Source organism: Streptomyces sp. LaPpAH-108, from assembly GCF_000373625.1.
Classification (GTDB): Bacteria; Actinomycetota; Actinomycetes; order Streptomycetales; family Streptomycetaceae; genus Streptomyces.
The window spans coordinates 690,051-710,079 of record NZ_KB891993.1; the positions used below are offsets into that span (position 1 = coordinate 690,051).

Below are 20,029 nucleotides of genomic sequence, written 5' to 3' on the forward strand. Positions count from 1 at the left end.
GCGGGCTCAGCTTGGCCCAGGAGCGCCGCCATGAACAGTCCATGTCAAAAAATAAAGGGCGAGAATTCGACCGCGCGGCATCTTCAAGTTCCGCAAAGTTCGGCAAATCTACGCGAGTTGACTGGGGTTCATATCGGGCCGACCGCGCTCAGTCCGCCGTCGTGACCCGTACCGTCTCCACCCACGGCGGCGGCTGCGGCGCGGACGGCCCGATGAGGGCCGCGATCAGACGGCAGGACACGGGTTCCGGCGGCCAGGGTGTCAAGCCGTCGGTCAGCACGACGACGATGTTCGGCCGCTCCGGGGCGGCGAGCGCCCTGCTGATGCCGACGCCCATGTCCGTCCCGCCCCCACCGGCCAGTTCGACCTGGTCGACGGTGGTCACCCGGGAGACGGCGCGCACGTCGGCGTCGCACGCGAGGACGGTCACCCGGTTGCCGCCGACGCCCACTTCCCGCAGGACGCCCGACACTTCGGCGAGGGCCGCGGCGAGGGCGTCCTCGCCCATGGAGCCGGAGGTGTCGACGACGATCGCCACGCGCGGCAGCGGTCTGCGCAGGCTGGGGAGCACGATCCGGCCGCCCAGGGCCGGGGTGCGGCGGGACGGGCGGCGGTAGGTGTAGTCGACCGCGCCGCCCGCCCAGGCCGCGGCCTCGCGGACCGCGCCGCTCAGCGCCTTGCGCCAGTCGACGGTGGGTTCGAGGACCTGTTCCGCCCAGCGCCGCCAGCCCGCCGGGACGGTGCCCCGGGAGCGCTGGTGCGCACGGACGGCCTGCGCGGCCTGACGGCGCAGCGCCTCCGCCTCCACCGGCCCGACCCGGGCCGTACCGCCCCGCTCCCCCAGCTCCCAGGACGACGGGACACCGTGTGCGCCGGAACCGCAGTCGAGATGGTGTCGCGGGGTCGCCGGGATTCCGGGCAGATAGCCCTCGAAGAGCCCCCCGGACGGGAGGCCGAACAGGGCGGGCTCCACGCGGCCCGCGGGCAGGCGCAGTCCGTCGGCGAGCAGGTCGTCGTTGATCTCGCAGTCCTGCGCGATGTTGACCCGCAGCGGGTCGCCCTGGTCGGCCGCCGGAAGCCGTGCGGCCCGGCCGTGGTGGTCGCGCAGCAGGTGCGCGACCTCGTGCACCCACACCCCGGCGAGTTCGTCGACGGCGGTGCCCGCGACGAAGGCCGGGGCGACGTAGCACCGCCAGTGCCGGTCGACCGCCATGGTGGACACCTGCTCGGAGGCGACCACCGTGAGCGCGTACAGGGCGGAGGCCAGATAGGGGCGTGCCTCGGCCGCCTTGTAGCGCGCGGCGAGGAGCTTGGCGCGGTCCAGCGGTGGGTCGTCCGACGGTTCGCGGTGGGGCGACTCGCCGTGCGGCCGTTCATGGCTCGGCGCCTCGTGGCCCAGCGACTCACGGTCCGGTCGCTCGCGGTCCGGTCGCTCGGCCGGTTCGCGGGTGGCTGGCACGGGGCGGCCGGTCAGTGCGTGCCGGGCAGGGCGCCGGCGAGCTGGAGCAGTTCCAGGAAGGCGTCGATGCCGGGCGGGACGGGCCAGTCGGGCTCGCGCATCGCGGCGAGGTCACCGGCGGCCCGCGCGGCCACGTCGGGTACGCCCGCGTCGACGGCCTTGGCCAGCACCTCCCAGCCCGCCTCCCAGCGGGGGCGGGTGGGCTCGCTCTGCACGGCGGCGACCACGGCGATGAGGAACGCCAGCTGGCGGTCGCCGCGTTCGGGCAGGGCGAAGGCGGCCGGGTCGGCCAGTACACGGTCGGGGTCGGGCAGGTCCAGGTTCTCCAGATAGGAGAGGAGTTCGATGCCCGCCGCCTCGCCGACGGCGCCCATCAGCGCGGCGGCCCGCGCCTCCGCCCGGGCACCGGAGGCGTATCCGGCGGCGAGCAGACGCAGCGCCATCTCCCAGGTGCGCGGCGACGGCCAGGCGCGGCCCCGGCCCTCGGCCTCCTTGGGCATGTGGTGGACCAGGCCGGGGCGGGCGGTCAGGAAGCCGGATATCGCGCCCCGCGCCCGGGCGGCGGCACCGGACGCACGGGCGGGGTCGACGGCCGGGAGCGCGGTCTCGGGCCACGTACCGGCCATGCCCCGGGCCACGGTGCGCGGGTCGTGCGTCCAGTCGAGGTGGACGAAGCGGTTGGCGAGCGGCGGGCTGAGATGCCAGCCGTCGGCCGCGCTGGCGGGCGGGTTGGCGGCGGCGACGATACGCACCGAGGGAGGCAGGGCGAGGCTGCCGACCCGGCGTTCGAGGACGACGCGCAGCAGGGCGGCCTGCACGGCGGGCGGGGCGGAGGAGAGTTCGTCGAAGAAGAGCAGTCCGTGCCCGGTGCGGGCCAGTCGGACGGCCCAGTCGGGCGGGGCCATGGGGACACCGGTGGTGGCGGGGTCGTCGCCGACCACGGGGAGCCCGGCGAAGTCGGAGGGCTCGTGGACGCTGGCGATGACCGTCTCGAGCCGCACCCCGAGCGCGGCGGCCAGCTGCTCCATCCCGGCGGACTTGCCGATGCCCGGCTCGCCCCACAGCAGCACCGGCTGGTTGGCCGTCACCGCCAGGGCGAGCGCCTCCAGCTGGGGGTTCGCGGCGGACTCGCGCCGGGTGACGCCGAGCCGGGCGTTGAGGGCGTCGGCGGCGGCGAGGGGGCCGGGAGGCGCGGCGGGGGCGGACGGGGAGGTAGTAGCCGAGGTGGCGGCGGAGGTGGTCATGCCCGGTCGTCCTCGTGCTGGGTGGCGGGGCGGCCTTCGCCGGGCGCCCAGGGGTCGTCGGAGTGGTCGGGCTCCGTGGCGGAGACGGGCTCCGCGGCGGGGTCCGGCGCGAACTCCCCGTCGGCGTCGGGCTCTTCGGTCGGCCAGTCGTTCTCGGTGGGCGGATCGGGGTCCTCGCCCGGTTCCGGCTCACCGCCGTCCGAGTCGTCGTCCCAGTCGAAGGGAGGGTCCTCGTCCCAGTCCGGTTCCTCGTCCCGCTCGCTCAGGTACGCGTCGTACCACTCATCACCGATGCCCGGGTGCTCCTTCAGCACGCGGCGGCGCAGGAACATGAGGTCGTGCCGCTCGTAGGAGCGGATGACCTGGGCGAGGGACAGCCCCCTGTCGTTGACCCCGTCGATCCGGGCGCCCGCGTCGAGGAGGTCCTGGACCAGGTCGGCCGAGCCGCGGTGTTCGACGGCGTTCTGAAGCGGGGTGCGCCCCGTCTTGCTCCGTGCCTCCAGGTCGAGACCGGCCGCCAGCAGACGCGGCAGCAGCTCACGGTGGTCCAGCAGATGCAGGACGTGCAGCAGGGTCAGCCCGGCGGCGTCCCGGACGTGCGGGTCCACACCGGCGTCGAGCAGGGCGAGCACGCCGGGCGCGTCCCCGTGCTGGGCGCGCTCGAACAGGTCGCGCTGCTGGGCCCGCAGGGCGCGCGGCAGGCGGCCCTCGCCGCTGGTCCAGGTGTGCTGGGTGGCGAAGCAGCCGGAGACGGCGCCGCCGAAGGCGCGCAGGGCGATCTCGCGCCGCTGCTCCTGCTCGGTGTGCGGTACGGCGAGTCTGCCGTCGCGGGAGACGACCTGGTGCCACTCGCCCCGGCAGCGGACGCGGACCGGGACGGGTTCGGGCGGTCCGTCCGGGCCCGTGGCGGGGCCCGCCTGCGGCAGCAGGGCGGCGGCGACGAGCGGGTGCAGCGCCTCGGGGCGGATCAGTCCCGCGCGCAACAGGGCGATGTCGGGCAGCCGTTGCCACGCGTAGCCGGGCAGGAAGGGCGTGCTGTCCTTGTCGTTGTGCTCGCGGCCGGTGACCCGGGCGGGGGTGCCGTCCGGGGCCGCCGGGACGACGTCGACGCGGAGCTGGCCGCGCCAGCGCACGGGGACGAGGAAGCTCGTACCGTGTCCGGCTCGCTCCAGCAGCCGGATCTCGGGGACGATCCTGGTGAGGTCGAGCCCGTCCTGGTGGGCCAGCGCGGCCACGTCGAGCTGCCGGTAGGAGCGCGTGCCGAGCGGCGGGGCCGTGAGGTCGAGATCGAGGCCGGACAGGGTGTACGCCTCGGCGTACTCGCCCCGGGACTGGAGCACGGCGACCCACTCGGCGCGGGCGGCCGGGTCGGCGGGGCCGGGGTCCTCGGTGGGCAGTTCCTCCGGGGTGAGCGGGGTGCCGTCCGGGTGGAGGAAGGGCAGTCGGCCGGAGCCGAAGCCGCCCGCGCTGTACCGCAGTTCGCCGGTGTGGCGGGCGTCCCAGAAGCGGCGGGCGGCGGTCCAGTCCTCGGTGCCGTACCTCAGGCCGTGGAGCTGGTCGCGACCGGGCGCGGCGGCGGGGCCGAGGTGGAGGCGGAGCCGCTGCGGGCCCCTCAGCATCGGGGAGGTGGTGACGGAGAGGACGGGTCCGGTGCCGTAGGCGGCGAGGGCGACGCGTCGGGCGGGGGCGGGACCGGTGTGGCCGCCGAGGGGGCGGGGCAGGTGCCAGCGCAGCAGGTCGGGGGCGAAGTGGCGCAGGTCGTCCGCGAGGCGTGCGGCCACGTCCGCGCCGTAGGTCTCGGCCGCGCGCTCCGGGTCGGCGCCGGGGGTGATGTCCACGGCCGCCGCGTCGCAGGCGGCGCGCCAGTCACCGGCGAGCCGGGCCTCGGTGGCGCGCTCGATCATCCAGCGGGGTACGGCGTAGCGGCGGACGCGGGCCCAGGTGGAGGTCTCCTCGCGTGAGAGGGCGCCGGGCGGCAGCGGGCGCGGGCTCATCGGTACACGCTGCCGATCGCGCGCAGGTCCGGGTGGGTCGGCCGGGCCGGGCGCATCCGCTCGGCGAAGGAGCGCTTGACCCGGCGGGGCAGGCCGGGGCCGAGGCCGATGTACTCCAGGCGGTGCCCGTCGGGCAGGGCGGCGAGCAGGGTCTTGGCGCCCCGCCCGGTGATACCGGTGTGGCGCAGTTCGAGGCGGCGCAGCGGGCTGCCGGGCAGGGCGTCGGCGAGGGCCCGGGCGCCGTCGTCGCCGGTCGCGTTGCCCGGGGCGCCGAGGCTGCGTTCGGACAGGGCGCGTCCGAGGTCGAGGTGTTCGATGCCGCCGAGGGCGTCGGCGAGGGCGCGGGCGCCCTCGGGTCCGATGCCGTTGCCGCCGAGGCCGAGGCGCAGGGGGCGGGCGGGGTCGGCCGCGCGGGCGAGGACGGCGGTGCCCTCGTCGCCGAGGTGGTTGGCCGTGAGGTACAGCTCGCGCACGCCCGCGTCCCGGACGAGGGCCGCGAGGAGCGGGGCCTCGGCGGCGGTCAGGCCGTTGCCGCCGAGGAAGAGCCGTTCCAGCGGGGCCGGGCGGTCCAGGAGGGCGTCCGCGAGGAGGCGTACGCCTGCGGCGCCGATGCCGGAGTTGACCAGGTCGAGCGTGCGCAGCGTGGTGTTGCGGCGCAGCAGGGCCGCGAGGGTGCGGGCGCCGTCCGGCATGACGGGGTTGCGCTTGAGCCAGAGGGCGCGCGGGGCGGTGTCGGCGGCGAGGGCTCCGGCGAGGGCGGTCAGGCCGTCCGGGCCGATGCGGTTGCAGCCGAGGTAGAGGGTGTGCACGCCGTGGGCGGCGGTGTCGCTCAGGGCGGTGGCGACCGAGCGGGCGCCTTCGTCGCCGAGGGCGTTGGTGCCGAGGAGCAGATGGGCGGCGTGCGGGGAGGCGGCGGCCACGGGCAGCAGCCGGGCGGCGCCGTCGGGCCCGAGGCCCTGTTTGCACAGGTCCAGGCGGCCGTCGGCGCGCAGGGTGCCGAGCGGGAACGTCTCGTCGGCGCTCACGGGGCGCGGGTCCGCGAGGCGTTCGAGGAGGGGGCCGAGCGCTGCGGGGTCGGCGAGGGGCAGGTCGGGGTGCTCGATCGCCGGGCAGCGTACGGGCGTTGTCGGCTGGGTCATCACACTCACCGGTCCTTCGCCGGGGCCCGGCGGTCCGTGTCGACTCGCGGTCGACATGAGAAGAGGAGGTGCAAGACCGGTCGGATTCGAACCGACGTCCTCCTGCTTGATGCGTGGGCGCGACGACCTCTGCGCTACGGCCTTGCGTGAATGACCTTAGCCGCGCGGGAACAGATTTTCGATCACTGGTTCGAGTGAATCACGCCTCAATCCGGCTTGCTCAGCAGCCGCGTCACGCTGTCGCCCGCCTCCGCCGTGAGCCGCCCCTCGCACTCCACCCCGACCGCCGTCGCCAGGTCCCTGCCGTGCAAGTCGGCCAGCGCCTCGGCGAGTTCCGCGAAGGACGCGGCGGCGGTGCGGCCCCGGGACAGGCCCGTCAGAACGGTCGCCACGCCGACGAACGCGGCGGGCCACCACCAGACCGCCAGCAGGAGGTAGGCCACGCCCCAGGCGCTCAGCCGGGCCGCCGCGCTCAAGGCGCCCCGCGCGGTGCTGAGTTCCGTGCGGGTGCTGTCGGGCGCGAGGAGCCACAGGTGGGGCCAGGCCGTCGAGAGGTCCAGGCGGTAGGCACGCCAGACGCGCTGGTCGGGGGCCGCGACCCGGTCCCCCGTCCAGAACGGGTGCCGGGGCCGGATCAGGGCGATCCGGTTGCGCTCGGCATAGCGCGCTTCCGCCTCGTCGGTCAGGGAGTCGGCGTCGTCCCGGCCGCTCAGCCGGGCGCGTCCGGCGGCGACCAGCGCCGCGCGGTAGTCGGCGTCGGCGGTGCGCCAGCGGCGCAGTCGGCGCGCGGTCAGCCGACGGGTCAGCGGGCCCCTGGGCGCCATGAGCCAGACCCGCTCGATCAGGGCGCCGAGCGCCTGCGCCGCCGTGCCGGTCAGCGCGGCCCCGGCCAGTACGGCGACCGCCGCGACCGCGAGGGCGCCCGGGCTGTGGGCCCCGGGAGCCTCCGCCAGGGAGTCCAGGCGGGCCCGCAGCCGACCGGTGTCGTACCAGTGGCGCTGCCCCAGGGTGACCGCCGTGGCGAGTGCCACCAGGTACACCAGTCCGGGGATCGCCAGCAGGGCGAGCCAGCGTTCGGCCATCTTGCCGCTCAGCGCGCCGAGGAACGCGTTCACGGGCGGCGCAGCCCGGTCTCCCGCAGGGCCTCGCCGAAGATCCGGCAGGCCGGGCGCCCTTCGCCCTCGGAGGGCGGTGCCTCGACGCGGGCGCAGCGGCCACGCGGGCAGGTGAGGAAATGGAGCGGGGGATGACCGGGTCCGGTGGCGGGGAAGCGCTGGTACGGGGGCGGGCCGTCGGTGCGGTAGGAGCCGAGCCCGGCGCTGAGCCCGGAGGCGAGGAGCAGATCCTCCAACTCGTCGAAGTCTTCTTCCAGTTCCCCGGGCGGACGGCCGCCGCGCACCTCCGAGGTGATGTGCTCCATCAGGAGACGTACCGGTGGATCGAGGTCGTCCGTCCCCGGGGAGGTGGTCAGCTGGTCGCACAGGGCCGCCAGCCGCTCGTGCCCGAAGCCGTCCGCTCCCCCACCGGTGCCGTCGCCGGGCACGCCCGCTCCCCCGGCCGCGCCGTCACCGAGTCCGCCCATCGCCGTACCTCCATGGATCAGCCGGTCGTCGCAAGCTCACCACACCGAGCGTGACAGCGGGGCTTCCTGGGTAAAATCGGGCTTCGGAGTTCCCGCCGCGTGCCACGGTCGAGGGCCCACAGCGAACCGCACGGGGGCGGCCGATGGCAGACGTCGATGAACCGGACAGCGACTCCCTCGATCAAGTCGTCGCACTGGTCGGACACTTCCAGCGCACCGGCGACCGCCGTCCGCTGGACAGCGGCGTCGGGATCTGCCGGGCGGTGCTGAGCACCGGTCCTGCGGCCGAACACGTGCGCACCACGTGGGAGTCGACCCTGCGGCTCACCCTGGTGCTGCGCTGGAACGCCTTCCGCGACCGGCGTGACCTGGACGAGTCGATCGAGCTGGGCCACCGGCTGGTGGTGCGCCGGACCGTGCGCGAACAGGACCTGCGGCTGCTGGGCCGCATGCTCGCGGACCGTTTCGAACTCGACCGGGACCAAGCCGACATGGAGGCCGCGATCGAGGTCTTGCGACGCGCCGCCGCGATGCCCGAGGACGGCACGAACCAGCCCTCCGCGACCCTCGACACCCTCTCCTCCCTGCTGCTCGAACGCGCCAGGACGACCGGCAGCACGGCCGATCTGGCCGAGGCGGAGCGGTCGCAGCGTCATGCGCTGAGCCTGCTGGGCGACGCTCCCGAGAACGCGCGGGACATCGAGGCCCTGCGCACCAACCTGGCGTCCACGCTCCAACTCGCCCTGAAGTTCCACCGTTCCCCCGCCGTCGCGCACGAGGCCGTAGGGCTGCTGCACACGGTCCTCGCGGGAATGTCCGCCGACTCTCCCCGGCGCACGACGGCCCTGCTCCATCTCGCCACGGCCTCCTTCGCCCTGGCCGAACTCACCGGCGACGCCGCCGACATCGAGGCGATGATCACGGCGGGCCGGGCCGCCCTCGCCGCCGTTCCCCGGGGTCGTCCCGCGCACGCGCGCGCCCTGGCCGAACTCGGCGTCGCCCTGCGCCTCGCGTCCGAACACACCGAGGACACCGCACTGTTGGACGAGTCGGTGGCCCTGCTGCGTGAGGCGGTCGAGAGCACCGCCCCGGACGACCCGTTACGCCCGCAGCGGCTGAACAGCCTCGGCAACGCCCTGCACCGGCTGGGTGAACGCACGGGCGACGCGGCGCTGTTGGACCAGTCGGTGGAGATCCTGCGCACGGCCGTCGCGGGACGATCTCCAGAACTCCCGGACCACTTCGGCCGCTTGACCAACCTGGCCGTCGCCCTGCGCGAGCGCTTCCACCAGACCGGCGATCTCGCGGCCCTGCGCGAAGCGGCCGAACTGGCCCGGCTCGCCCCGAGTTTCCCTCACTTCCCGCATCAGTCCGCCCAGCAGCTGGCGAACCTCGGGGTCGTCCTCCAGACCTGGTACGACCGTACGGCGGACCCCGGCACCGCCCTGGAGGCCGTCGAAACGGCCCGGCAGGTCCTCGCCCTGACCCCGGAAGGTTCCCCCGAGCGCGCCAAGCATCTCAACCACCTCGGCAACGCCCTGCACAAGCGGTTCCTCAGCGACGGCGACCCGGCCGATCTGGACGAGTCCGCCGAGGCGCTGGACCTCGCGGTGGAGGGCACGGCGTACGGCAGCCCGGAGCACGCGAGTCATCTGCACAACCTGGGCCTCACCCTGCTCAGCGCGGCCCGGCTGTATGAAGACCCGGCGCTTGTGGCCCGGGCGGTGTCCACGCTCGGCCGGGCGGTGTGGGCCTCCGCCACCGGCACGGCGCACGCCGCCGAGTATCTTCAGTCGTACGCCTCGGGGTTGCGCACCCTGCACCTCGCGTCCGAGGACCCCGCCGTCCTGCGCGCGGCCGAGGACGCCTACCGGCAGGTGGCCCGGATCGAGGCGCTGCCCGCCGCCCGGCGCGTCCTGGCCGCCTGCGACTGGGGTGCGGCGGCGGCCGACGGGGGCCGGTGGGAGGAGGCGCTGGAAGGGTTCGAACTCGCCCTCGCTCTCCTGCCGTTCAGCATCACCCGGCGGCTCGCGCGCGACGATCAGGAACACGGGCTGCTGAGTGTGCAGGGGCTCGCCGCCGACGCCGCCGCCTGTGCCGTGCGGCTCGGCAGGCTCGACCACGCCGTCCTGCTGCTTGAGCAGGGGCGCGGGGTGCTGCTCGGCCAGGCGATCGCGGAGCGGGCCGAGTGGGAGCGGCTGCGCGCCGAACATCCGCTCACCGCCGAGCGGTTCGCCCATCTGCGTCAGCTCATCGAGCTGACCGATTCCGACACGGCCGCCGACACCTCCGGCGGCCCCGACGGCTCCGACCCGGCGGGCATCGCGGATCTCCGGCACACCCTCGCGGGCCGCTGGGAGCAACTGGTCACCGAGATCCGCACGTTGCCCGGCTTCGAGGGCTTCCTCGGTGCGCCGACGTACGCCGAGGTGCTGGCGTGCGCCGAGGACGGCCCCGTCGTGGTGATGTACTCCAGCGTCTACGGGAGCGACGCCCTGGTCGTACGGCCGGACGGGGTGACGCCGGTTCCGCTGACCGGGGTGACCCCCGAGGCACTGGAAGAGCAAGTGACGCGACTGCGAGCCGCGTTGGACGCCGCCACCGTGCCCGGGCGGGAGCGGGCGGCCCAGGACGCGGTCGGGGAGGTGCTGGCCTGGACGTGGGACCGTGCCGCCGAGCCGGTCCTCGGCAGGCTCGGGCTGCTCGACCCGCCCGCCGACGGCGCCTGGCCACGACTGTGGTGGTCACCGGGCGGTGCGCTCGCCGCGCTCCCCCTGCACGCGGCGGGCCACCACGAGGAGTTGCCCGATCTCCAGGCGCGGACCGATCCCCTGGCACCGACCGCACCCCGGCCACGGACGGGCTCCCGGCCGCGGGCCGTGCTCGACCTCGTCGTCTCGTCCTACACGCCGACCGTCCGCGCCCTGGCCTACGCCCGCGCCCGGGCGGCGACGCCCTCTCCGCCGGGGGGCCTGCTCGCGGTGGTCGTCCCCGACGCGCCCGGCACCCGGCCGCTCGGCGGTGTCCGCCGTGAGGTGCGGGAGTTGCGCGCCCTGTTCCCGGTCCCTGGCGTGCTCGCGGGCCCGCGCGCGACGCGCGGCAACGTGCTGGGGGTCCTGCCCGCCCACCCCTATGTGCACTTCGCCTGTCACGGGGTGAGCGACCCGGAGAATCCGTCGCGGGCCCGGCTGCTGGTCCATGATCACCAGGAGCACCCCCTGACGGTCCGTCATCTCTCACGTCTCGAACTGCCGAACGCCCGGCTCGCGGTGCTGTCGGCGTGCGACACGGCGCGGGGTTCCGATCTGCTGGCGGACGAGGCGATCCACATCACCTCGGCCTTCCAGATCGCCGGATACCCGCACACGATCGGCACGTTGTGGCCCGTGCACGACGCGGTGGCGGTCCGTGTGACCAGGAGTCTCTACCGCCAGTTGCGGACCGGCGTACCGGCCGCGTCCCTCGCCCTGGACACGGACCGGGCCGCGCTCGCGCTGCATCACGCCGTACGGCAGTGCCGTACCGCCTTCCGGAACAGCCCGAGCCTGTGGGCGGCCCATGTGCACTCGGGGGCCTGACCGGAAGAACCTGAAGAGGAAGCCGACGAGAAGGAGTTGGTCGCGACATGGCCCCCTTGTGGCGCAGGAAGCGCGACGACGAACCACCACCGACAGTTTCCGCCGAACCGGACCAGCCCCGGGCGGCCGATCTGGTGATGACGCGCCTGCACGACGACGGCACGGAGGAGGAGATCGTCCGCGTCGGCATCCCGCCGCACGAGTTCTACGGCATGAAGGCGAACGCCGCCTACGAACGGCTCGGCCCCGAACACCCCGACACCTTGCTGGCGTTCCGGGACTACGCCCGCGCACTGGCGGGCACGGACGGACGCCGCGAGGAAGCCCTCGAACGGCTCATGGACCTGGTGCGCCTCCAGACGCAGATGCTCGGCTTCGGGCACGAGGACACCCTCACGACCGCCGCCGACATCGCCGAACTGCTGCACACCATGGGCGATCCCGGCAAGGCCGAGGAGGTCTGGCGCAGCGTGTGGACCAGCCGGGCCGAACTGCTGGGCCGTGACCACCCGGACACCCTGGAGAGCGCGAGCGGTCTGGCGCGGGCGCTGGAACAACTGCGGCGCGAACCCGAGGCGGTGGGGCTCCGCCGGGACGTGCTGGAACGCCGCAAGCGGCAGCTCGGACCCGAGCATCCCAAGGTGCTGTACGACACCGGACAGTACGCGGCCTCGCTGATCAAGTGCGGTCACTGGGCCGAGGCGGAGACCGAACTGCGCGCGCTCCTGGCCACGTTGGAGCGGCGCGGCGAGCGGGACGGGGAGACCGGCCTCTCCGCCCAGGCCAACCTGGGGGCCGCGCTGTGCCGCCTTGAACGGCTCGACGAGGCCGAGGCGGTGATGCGTACCGTCCTCGCCGCCCAGCAGCGGGTCAATGGCCCTGCGGATCCGGAGGCGCAGTCCACCCGGAACAATCTCGCGGCCGTGCTGCACGCCAGGGAGCGGTACGGGGAGGCGGCCGTGATCCTCCGCGAGGTGCTGTCCGAGGTCACCCGGAGGAAAGGAGACGGCCACCCCTCCACCGTCCAGGCCCGTGACAACCTGGCCAACGTCCTGATCGACGCGGGCGAGCACACCGAGGCCGCCGCCCTGCTGCGCCGCTGCCACGCCGACTACACCCGCGTCTACGGCCCCGGCCACCCCCTGACCCGGACGGCCGCCGAACGCCTGGCGTGGCTTCGTGACAACTCGACGTGACGCAAAGCCGGTTGAACGCTCTGCTGCGGGGGCTTCGGACGGTGGCGGCACCCGGTCAGCCGGTGACGTTCTCCGCGACCGGCTCCGCTTCCGCCTCCGTGGGCCGAGCCGTCGCACGGGATCGCGGCAGGGTCGCGGCGAGGAGGAGGGCGACGGCGACGAGAGCGGCGCCGATACGGAAGGCGAGCTGGTAACCGCCCGTGAGCGCCGAGATGTTGCTCGCTCCGCCGTCCAGCAGGGCGTCCGTGTGCGCGGTGGCGAGAGTGCTGAGGACCGCGAGGCCGAAGGCGCTGCCGATCTGCTGCATGGTGTTGAACATGCCGGAGGCGATCCCGGAGTCCTGGGGCGTGGCCGCCGACATCGCGAGCGTGGCCAGGGACGGCATCGCGAGGCCGAAGCCGATGCCGAGGGGCAGCAGTGCGGGGAGCACGTCCACGGCGTAGCTCCCGCCCGCCGGTACGCGGCCGAGCGCGGCGAGACCCGCGGCGATGAGCGCGAGTCCGGGAAGGAGGACGGCGCGGGGGCCGAAGCGGGCGATCAGCCGGGGCGAGAGGCCGAGGGACAGCGCGCCGATCGAGACGGAGACCGGGAAGATGCCGAGGCCGGTGCGCAGTTCGTCGAAGCCGAGCACCTTCTGCAGATAGAGCACGCAGAGGAACTGGAAGCTGAACATCCCGGCCACCATGAGGGCCTGGATGCCCAGCGCTCCCGAGACCTCGCGTGAGCGGAACACGCGCAGCGGCAGGAGCGGGTGGGGCGCCTTCGCCTGGCGGGCGACGAAGGCCAGGAGCAGGGCGAGTGCGGCGGCGCCGAAGCCCAGCGTGTGGGCGGAGGTCCAGCCGTGGCCGGTCGTTCCGACGATGGTGTAGACGCCGAGCATCAGCGCGGAGGTGACCAGGAGCGCGCCCGCGGCATCGGTCCCCCTGCCGAGGCCGACGCCGGGCTCGGACGCGAGCACACGTCCGGCCGCCAGCGCGGCCACGATGCCGATCGGGACGTTGACGATGAAGATCCAGTGCCAGCCGACGGTCTGGGTCAGGGCGCCCCCGGCGAGGAGGCCCAGCGAGCCACCGGCGGACTGGACGAAGCTGTAGACGCCGATCGCCCTGGCCCGCTCCCTCGGCCGGGGGAACAGGGTGACGACCATGCCGAGCGTGACGGCGGAGGTCACCGCGCCGCCGATGCCCTGGACGAACCGGGCGGCGAGCAGCGCCCCCGGGTCCTGGGACACCCCGCACAGCAGCGAGGCGGCCGTGAAGACGCCCAGGCCCGTGACGAAGACGCGCTTGCGTCCGACGAGGTCGCCGAGGCGCCCGGCGAGCAGGAGCAGACCGCCGAAGGGGACCAGGTAGGCGTTGAGCACCCAGGCCAGGCCGGACGAGGAGAGGCCGAGGTCCCGCTGGAGGGCGGGCAGCGCCACGTTCACCACGGTCCCGTCGAGGATGACCATCAGCTGCCCGGCGCAGAGCACGGCCAGCGCCGACCACCGTGATGTGCGTGCGGATGTGTGGGTTCGCCACATGTGGGTTCCTTCCATGGTGCACGACTTGTTACAGCGGTCATCGTCTGTAACCATGACGCGCGGCGGAAGGAGGCACTTTCGTGTCACGCAGTCACACCGATGTGTCCGACCAGGTCAGCAACGAGGCGTGCCCGCTCACCGAGGTGCTCGACCACGTCGCGGGCAAGTGGAGCATCGGCATTCTCGTCGCCGCCGCCCACGGACCGGTCCGGTTCACCGAGCTGGAGCGTGCCATCACCGGCATCAGCCGGCGGATGCTCACCCTGAACCTGCGCAAGCTGGAGCGCGACGGCCTGCTCGTCCGGACCGTCTACCCCACCGTGCCGCCGAAGGTGGAGTACAGCCTCACGCCCATGGCCCGCGAACTCCACGCGACCCTCGCCGGGCTCGTCGGCTGGGCGGAGCGGCACCGGGCGGACATCACCGCCGCGCGGGCCACGTACGACGCCGCCCTGGAGGAACGCCCCTGAGCGAGGGGCGCCGGAGCGACGGCCCCTGAGCGACGGCCCTTCTGCCGTCGCGCCGCCCTGCGGCACTGCGGGAACCGCCCCCGGATACGGTGGCCCCCTCAGCGAACAGATCCGGGAGAAGCCCCATGCCCGTCCCCCTCGGCCAGGACCTGGTGGCGCTGCTGCGCCGCCCCAGCACCTGCTACCTCGCGACCACGATGCCCGACGGCTCGCCCCAGCTCACCCAGACGTGGGTGGACACCGACGGCGAGTACGTCCTGATCAACAGCGTCGAGTCGCACCAGAAGACCCGCAACATCGAGCGCGACCCCCGGGTGGCCGTCGCGGTCTCCGACCCTTCGGACCCCTCCGACTACGTCCAGATCCGCGGCCGGGTCGTCAAGGTGACCAAGGAGGGCGCCGTCGACCACATCGAGAAGCTGTCGCAGAAGTACCTCGGCGGGCCGTACCCGTGGTTCGGGGGCCGCGACCAGGTCCGGGTGATCTACGTGATCCAGCCGGAGCGGATCAGCAGCCCGCGCGGCTGACACCACCGGGGCTCCCGCAGCCGGGCGCGCGAAGGCTGCGGGACGCCCGGCTCAGAGTCTGCTCAAGTCGCTTGGCCACCGCCCCTGTTGCCGCGCAGCATGATGCGTATGACGGAGATCAAGCACCTCAAGGACCTCACCGGCAAGCGTGAGTTCGCCCTGGTCGTCCGGGACGCGGACCTGGTGTCGGCCGCGCTCCGGCAGGCGCTCGCGGAGGCCGGACCCGAGGAACGGCCGGGTCTGGAGCGGGCGTTGGAGATCGTCGCGGCCACCGGGGGCGCCGACGACGACCAGCTGTGCGCCCGCTGGTTCCGGGACCGGCTGGCCGCCGCCGGGTTCACCGGGGACATCGGCTCCATCGCGGCGCTGAAGGCGCTGCGCCAGTCGGAGCGGGGGCTGAGTCTGCTGACGGCGGTACGGCTGCAGAAGGCGGCGGTGGCGCACCCCGAGTGACCGTCGAGTCTCCGCCACCCGGTCAACTCCCGTCACTGGGCGCCCTGTTGTGGTCATCGAGCGATCGGCGATCGATGCCTCCCGGTCAACACCCCTCACTCCCGAAGACCTTCGTACCGGCGCCGGTGCGGCTCGCCTAGCGTGCGGGCACCGGGCGCGGATCACGTCGCGCCGGTTCGTAAGAGGTTCAAGGGGAGGATCACCATGGCGAGTGTCGAGGTTTCGCTCAAGGAGATGATGGCCGGGGTCGAGGGGGCCGTGGGGGCGGCGGTCGTCGACTACACCAGCGGGATGGCCCTGGGCACGCTGGGCGGGGGCAAGGACCTGGACCTGAACATCGCGGCGGCGGGCAACACGGACGTGATCCGTGCCAAGGTGCGCACGATGGAGGAGCTGGGGCTCAAGAGCCAGATCGAGGACGTGCTGATCACGCTCGGCTCGCAGTACCACCTGATGCGGCTGGTCACCGGCCGCAACGGCAACGGTCTCTTCCTCTACCTGGTGCTGGACAAGTCGCGTTCCAATCTGGCGATGGCCCGCCACCAGCTCAAGCGCGTCGAAGAACAGCTTGAGGTCTGACACCTTCTCCGGTCCCGGGCCGACGCATGCCCACGATGTGAAGACTTCTTCAAGTCGCGACATCAGCATGATCCCAACTCGCGGTCGTGCGCGGCCCGGGACGAGAAGGATCGCCCGTACAGGGCGTACGGCGCGCGGCGGCGCCCTCCGGGCCGCCGCCGCGTCCTGGACCGACCGTCCCCGACGCGGCAGGGAGCGAGCCCGATGCAAGTCCCCCTCTATCAGGCCAAGGCGGAGTTCTTCCGGATGCTCGGGCACCCCGTGCGCATCAGGGTTCTCGAACTGCTCCAGCACGGACCCGTGCCGGTGCGGGACCTGCTGGCGGACATAGAGATCGAGCCGTCCAGCCTCTCCCAACAGCTCGGTGTGCTCCGGCGGTCCGGGATCGTCGTGTCCATCCGGGAGGGTTCGACGGTGAGTTACGCGCTCGCCGGGGGCGATGTGGCCGAGCTGCTGCGCGCGGGCCGCCGCATCCTCACCGAACTCCTGGCCGGGCAGAACGAACTCCTCGCGGAACTGCGGCAGTCGGACGAGTCCACGGCCGACGGCCCCGCACTGTCCTCGCGCACCGCCACCTAGCCACGCCCCGACACCCGCCTCCCGTCGAAAGCATTGACGCGGGCGCGCGTACTTAGACTAGCCTTCCCTAAGTTGACCGGTTCCGGAGGGTGGCTGGTGGGAACAGGGAAGCCGTCGGGGCGGGACGTCCTGGCACAGGCCGTCCGGCGTCAGGGGCGCCGCCTCACGCTCGCCGTGCTGCTCGGCGCGGGCCATCAACTGGGCGAGGTCGCCGTGCCGGTGCTCATCGGCGTCGTCGTGGACCGCGCCGTGGCCCGCTCGGACGGGCGTCTGCTGGTCCTCTGGCTCGGTGTGCTCGCCGTGGTCTACGTGGGCCTGTCCTGGAGCTTCCGGCTGGGTGCACGAGCCGGGGAACGCGCCGCCGAGGAGGCCGCGCACGATCTCCGGGTGGCCCTGGTGCGCCGGGTCCTGGACGCCCGGGGCGGCGCGGAGACGGGACGGCTGCCCGGCGAGCTGGTCAGCGTCGCCACCGAGGACGCCAAGCGGGTCGGCGCGGTCAACATGGCGCTGATGAGCGGGATTTCGGCCTTCGTCGGAGTGGCGGGGGGAGCGGTGGCGCTGCTGTTCGTGTCCGTGCCGCTCGGTCTGATCGTGCTCCTGGGCACCCCCGCGCTGCTGTGGGCCGGGCATCTGCTCGGCAAGCCGCTGGAGCGACGCAGCGAGGCCGAGCAGGACCGGGCCGCGCACGCCTCCGGGGTGGCCGCCGACCTGGTCGCGGGACTGCGCGTCCTCAAGGGGCTCGGCGCCCAGCGCGCCGCGGTCGAGCGCTACCGGCGCACCAGCCGCGACTCCCTCACCGCCACCCTGCGGGCCGCCCGCGCCGAGTCCTGGCAGACCGGCCTCGTCCTCGCCCTCACCGGTGTCTTCATCGCGCTGATCGCCCTGGCGGGCGGCCGGCTGGCCCTCAGCGGCGCCATCACCCTCGGCCAGTTGGTCTCCGCCGTGGGACTCGCGCTCTTTCTCCTGGGACCACTTGAGGTGTTCGCCTGGGTCAACGCCGAACTCGCCCAGGGCCGTGCCTCCGCCACCCGCGTCGCCGCCGTCCTCGCGGCCGAGCCCGCCGTGTCCTCGGGCGACGCCGAGCTGCCGAGCCCGCTGCGCGGTGGCCTGCGGCTGCGCGACGTACGGCTCGGCAGCCTGGCCGGGGTGGAACTCGATCTGCGCCCCGGCGAGCTGACCGGCATCGCCGTCACGGACCCCGCCGACGCCCAGGCCCTGCTCCACTGCCTCGCCCGCGAGCGCGACCCGGAGGCGGGCAGCGTCGAGCTGGACGGCGTACCGCTGACCGCCCTGGACCCGGCGCTGCTGCGCACGGCCGTCCTGGTCGCGGCGCACGACGCGGCCCTGTTCGAGGGCACGCTGGCGGAGAACCTGGGTTCCTGGGCGGGCGCCGACCAGAATGGCTCACCCGCGCGGAGCGACCACGTCCTCACCGCCTCCCGGGCCGACGAAGTCATCCGCTCCCTCCCCCACGGCCCCGCCACCCCCATCGGCGAAGGCGGCCGTTCCCTCTCCGGCGGCCAGCGGCAGCGCGTCCTGCTCGCCCGCGCCCTCGGCGCCGCACCCGACGTCCTGGTGCTGCACGATCCGACGACCGCCGTCGACGCGGTGACCGAGGCGCGGATCGCGTGGGGGGTGCGGAAGGTACGCGGGGGCCGGACCACGGTCCTGGTGACCAACAGCCCCGCCCTGCTGGCCGTCACCGACCGGGTCGTCCTGCTGGACGGCGGCCGGGTCGGCGCACGGGGCACCCACGCGGACCTCGTACGGACCCACGCGGCCTACCGGACGGCGGTACTGGCATGACCCTCCCCGAGGCACCCCCGCCCGCACCGGACCAGGCACTTCTGCCGACCGCCACCGCGGCCCGCACCCGCGCCGCCGTCCGTGAACTGCTGCGCCCCCAACGCGCGCTCGCGGCAACGGGGTTCGGCCTCCTGATCCTCTCCACCTCCGTCGGACTGGCCACCCAGCCGCTGCTCGGCCGTGTCGTCGACCTGGTGACCGAGCACCGGCCGCCGAGCGCGCTCACGGCACCGGTCGTGGCCCTGGCCGCCGTCGCGGTCGTGCAGGGCGTGACGACCGCGCTCGGCATGGCGCGGGTCTCCCGGCTCGGCGAGACGGCCCTCGCCCGGCTGCGCGAGCGGTTCGTGGAGCGGGCCCTCGCCCTGCCCCTGGACCGGCTGGAGCGGGCCGGTTCCGGCGACCTCAACTCCCGTGTCACACGCGACGTTTCCCGCGTCGCGGAAGCCGTGCGCACCGCGCTGCCCGAACTCGCCCGCTCGGCCCTGTCGATCGTGCTGACCCTCGTCGCGCTCGCCGTGCTGGACTGGCGGTTCCTGCTGGCCGCGCTGATCGCCGTACCCGTCCAGGCGCACACGGCCCGCTGGTACGTACGCAACGCCGTGCCGCTGTACGCCCGCGAGCGCGTCGCCACCGGCGCCCAGCAGCAGCAGCTTCTCGACAGCATCGGTGGCGCGACGACCGTACGCGCTCTGCGACTTGAGGCGCCGCACCTGCGCCGGGTGACCGAGCGGTCGCGGGCGGCGGTGGACCTCACCATGCGCGGTGTCGGTCTCGTGCTGCGCTTCTACGCCCGGCTGCACATCGCGGAGTTCGCCGGGCTCGCGGCCGTCCTGGCCACCGGCTTCCTGCTGGTCCGCTCCGGTTCCGCCTCGCTCGGTACGGCGACGGCCGCCGCGCTGTACTTCCACAGCCTGTTCGGGCCCGTCAACACCGCCCTCGTCCTGCTCGACGACGCCCAGTCCGCCACGGCCGCGCTGGCCCGGCTGGTCGGTGTCGTGGACGAACCCCCGGCCAAGGAAAGGGAAGGTGACAAGCTGCCCGGCTCCGACGCGGGCGTCAGCGTCGGCGGTGTCTCCCACGCCTACCTGCCCGGCAGCCCCGTACTGCACGACGTGGACCTGGACATCCAGCCCGGCGAGACCGTCGCCCTGGTCGGCACCACCGGGGCGGGCAAGTCGACGCTGGCGAAGCTGATTTCGGGGCTGCACCGGCCGGACGCGGGCCGGATCGAGGTGGGCGGTGCGGAGCCGGACGAGTACGGCCGCTCGGTCGCGCTGGTCACCCAGGAGGTGCACGTCTTCGCCGGACCGCTCGCGGACGACCTGCGGCTGGCCCGCCCGGACGCGACCGACGGGGAGCTGCTGGAGGCGCTGGCCGCCGTGGGCGCGCTGGACTGGGCCGAGGCCCTGCCGGACGGCCTCGCCACGGTGGTGGGCGACGGCGGGCACCGGCTGACCGCCGACCGCGCTCAGCAACTGGCGCTCGCCCGGCTGTGGTTGGCCGACCCGCCGGTCGCCGTGCTGGACGAGGCGACGGCGGAGGCGGGCAGTTCGGGCGCCCGGCTGCTGGAGTCCGCGGCCCGGCAGGTGCTCAAGGGCCGGACGGCGATCGTCGTGGCCCACCGGCTCGGGCAGGCCGCGACCGCCGACCGTGTCGTGGTGATGCGCGAGGGCCGGATCGTGGAGCAGGGCCGCCACGAGGAACTGCTCACCGCCGGGGGCGCGTACGCCGAGCTGTGGCGGGCGTGGTCCGCGCAGCGCCCGTCGTCCCCCGACGGCCTCGAAGGCTCCGCAGCCCCTCCCACAACCCCCGAAGCCCCCGAGGACTCCCCCGCACCCAGCCCCTCGGAATGAAGCCCCCCGCACCGACCGACCGTTCACGACCGTAAGGATGATCACTCG

At 74.2% G+C, this 20,029-nt stretch carries 16 protein-coding genes and 1 tRNA gene; 9 read left to right on the plus strand and 8 right to left on the minus strand.

The window, feature by feature from the left end; genetic code table 11:
• Positions 1-148 precede the first annotated feature (148 nt).
• The 7 genes from B079_RS0114570 to B079_RS32085 form a co-directional block, all read right to left on the minus strand.
• Positions 149-1,324, minus strand: a complete 1,176-nt coding sequence (locus B079_RS0114570) for a DUF2201 family putative metallopeptidase (protein WP_026248698.1) — start codon at positions 1,322-1,324, stop codon at positions 149-151.
• Positions 1,325-1,470: 146 nt separating this feature from the next.
• Entirely contained in the window at positions 1,471-2,703 is a 1,233-nt protein-coding gene (locus B079_RS0114575) for an AAA family ATPase (protein WP_018546556.1), read from the minus strand.
• On the minus strand, positions 2,700-4,697 hold the full coding sequence (locus B079_RS32080) for an ankyrin repeat domain-containing protein (protein ID WP_158684989.1): 1,998 nt from the start codon (positions 4,695-4,697) through the stop codon (positions 2,700-2,702). Before B079_RS32080 ends, B079_RS0114575 begins: the two co-directional genes overlap by 4 nt.
• A complete protein-coding gene (locus tag B079_RS0114585; protein ID WP_018546557.1) occupies positions 4,694-5,836 on the minus strand; it encodes a hypothetical protein in 1,143 nt (380 codons plus the stop codon). The genes B079_RS32080 and B079_RS0114585 overlap by 4 nt, the downstream gene beginning before the upstream one ends.
• Before the next feature lie 71 nt (positions 5,837-5,907).
• A tRNA-OTHER gene (locus B079_RS0114590) sits at positions 5,908-5,980 on the minus strand.
• A gap of 62 nt (positions 5,981-6,042) precedes the next feature.
• Positions 6,043-6,951 carry a hypothetical protein gene (locus B079_RS0114595; protein WP_018546558.1) on the minus strand — a complete coding sequence of 303 codons (909 nt, stop codon included), beginning with the start codon at positions 6,949-6,951 and terminating at the stop codon, positions 6,043-6,045.
• Complete coding sequence (locus B079_RS32085) at positions 6,948-7,418, minus strand: hypothetical protein (protein WP_018546559.1); 471 nt, start codon at positions 7,416-7,418, stop codon at positions 6,948-6,950. The genes B079_RS0114595 and B079_RS32085 overlap by 4 nt, the downstream gene beginning before the upstream one ends.
• A 143-nt stretch (positions 7,419-7,561) precedes the next feature.
• On the opposite strand from B079_RS32085, the gene B079_RS0114605 reads away from it, so the two are divergent.
• Positions 7,562-10,996, plus strand: a complete 3,435-nt coding sequence (locus B079_RS0114605) for a CHAT domain-containing tetratricopeptide repeat protein (protein ID WP_018546560.1) — start codon at positions 7,562-7,564, stop codon at positions 10,994-10,996.
• Between the two features lie 47 nt (positions 10,997-11,043).
• Positions 11,044-12,192, plus strand: coding sequence for a tetratricopeptide repeat protein (locus tag B079_RS32090; RefSeq protein WP_018546561.1), 1,149 nt, complete (start codon positions 11,044-11,046; stop codon positions 12,190-12,192).
• 55 nt (positions 12,193-12,247) lie between these two features.
• Here B079_RS32090 and B079_RS0114615 read toward each other — a convergent pair whose 3' ends face one another.
• Complete coding sequence (locus tag B079_RS0114615; RefSeq protein WP_037801612.1) at positions 12,248-13,642, minus strand: MFS transporter; 1,395 nt, start codon at positions 13,640-13,642, stop codon at positions 12,248-12,250.
• Positions 13,643-13,794: 152 nt separating this feature from the next.
• Here B079_RS0114615 and B079_RS0114620 point away from each other — a divergent pair, with 152 nt between their 5' ends.
• From B079_RS0114620 to B079_RS0114650, 7 genes are all read left to right on the plus strand, one after another.
• Positions 13,795-14,184, plus strand: a complete 390-nt coding sequence (locus B079_RS0114620) for a winged helix-turn-helix transcriptional regulator (RefSeq protein ID WP_051095103.1) — start codon at positions 13,795-13,797, stop codon at positions 14,182-14,184.
• Between the two features lie 125 nt (positions 14,185-14,309).
• On the plus strand, positions 14,310-14,711 hold the full coding sequence (locus tag B079_RS0114625; protein WP_018546564.1) for a PPOX class F420-dependent oxidoreductase: 402 nt from the start codon (positions 14,310-14,312) through the stop codon (positions 14,709-14,711).
• Between the two features lie 108 nt (positions 14,712-14,819).
• Complete coding sequence (locus tag B079_RS0114630) at positions 14,820-15,164, plus strand: hypothetical protein (RefSeq protein WP_018546565.1); 345 nt, start codon at positions 14,820-14,822, stop codon at positions 15,162-15,164.
• Between the two features lie 204 nt (positions 15,165-15,368).
• The gene (locus B079_RS0114635) at positions 15,369-15,743 is read left to right on the plus strand and encodes a hypothetical protein (protein WP_018546566.1); all 375 of its coding nucleotides are present in this window, start codon (positions 15,369-15,371) and stop codon (positions 15,741-15,743) included.
• Positions 15,744-15,947: 204 nt separating this feature from the next.
• Complete coding sequence (locus B079_RS0114640) at positions 15,948-16,322, plus strand: ArsR/SmtB family transcription factor (RefSeq protein ID WP_018546567.1); 375 nt, start codon at positions 15,948-15,950, stop codon at positions 16,320-16,322.
• Positions 16,323-16,418: 96 nt separating this feature from the next.
• Positions 16,419-18,128, plus strand: a complete 1,710-nt coding sequence (locus B079_RS0114645; RefSeq protein ID WP_018546568.1) for an ABC transporter ATP-binding protein — start codon at positions 16,419-16,421, stop codon at positions 18,126-18,128.
• Positions 18,125-19,981: an ABC transporter ATP-binding protein gene (locus tag B079_RS0114650; RefSeq protein WP_018546569.1), complete on the plus strand. Its 1,857-nt coding sequence runs from the start codon at positions 18,125-18,127 to the stop codon at positions 19,979-19,981. The genes B079_RS0114645 and B079_RS0114650 overlap by 4 nt, the downstream gene beginning before the upstream one ends.
• The last annotated feature ends 48 nt before the right edge of the window (positions 19,982-20,029 follow it).

What these genes read in the sequence shown, in the direction of transcription:
- B079_RS0114575 (WP_018546556.1), bottom strand. Translation starts at nt 2,703, where the DNA reads ATGACCACCTCCGCCGCCACCTCGGCTACTACCTCCCCGTCCGCCCCC.
- B079_RS32080 (WP_158684989.1), bottom strand. Translation starts at nt 4,697, where the DNA reads ATGAGCCCGCGCCCGCTGCCGCCCGGCGCCCTCTCACGCGAGGAGACC.
- B079_RS0114585 (WP_018546557.1), bottom strand. Translation starts at nt 5,836, where the DNA reads ATGACCCAGCCGACAACGCCCGTACGCTGCCCGGCGATCGAGCACCCC.
- B079_RS32085 (WP_018546559.1), bottom strand. Translation starts at nt 7,418, where the DNA reads ATGGGCGGACTCGGTGACGGCGCGGCCGGGGGAGCGGGCGTGCCCGGC.
- B079_RS0114605 (WP_018546560.1), top strand. Translation starts at nt 7,562, where the DNA reads ATGGCAGACGTCGATGAACCGGACAGCGACTCCCTCGATCAAGTCGTC.
- B079_RS32090 (WP_018546561.1), top strand. Translation starts at nt 11,044, where the DNA reads ATGGCCCCCTTGTGGCGCAGGAAGCGCGACGACGAACCACCACCGACA.
- B079_RS0114615 (WP_037801612.1), bottom strand. Translation starts at nt 13,642, where the DNA reads ATGGTCATCCTCGACGGGACCGTGGTGAACGTGGCGCTGCCCGCCCTC.
- B079_RS0114625 (WP_018546564.1), top strand. Translation starts at nt 14,310, where the DNA reads ATGCCCGTCCCCCTCGGCCAGGACCTGGTGGCGCTGCTGCGCCGCCCC.
- B079_RS0114630 (WP_018546565.1), top strand. Translation starts at nt 14,820, where the DNA reads ATGACGGAGATCAAGCACCTCAAGGACCTCACCGGCAAGCGTGAGTTC.
- B079_RS0114635 (WP_018546566.1), top strand. Translation starts at nt 15,369, where the DNA reads ATGGCGAGTGTCGAGGTTTCGCTCAAGGAGATGATGGCCGGGGTCGAG.
- B079_RS0114640 (WP_018546567.1), top strand. Translation starts at nt 15,948, where the DNA reads ATGCAAGTCCCCCTCTATCAGGCCAAGGCGGAGTTCTTCCGGATGCTC.
- B079_RS0114650 (WP_018546569.1), top strand. Translation starts at nt 18,125, where the DNA reads ATGACCCTCCCCGAGGCACCCCCGCCCGCACCGGACCAGGCACTTCTG.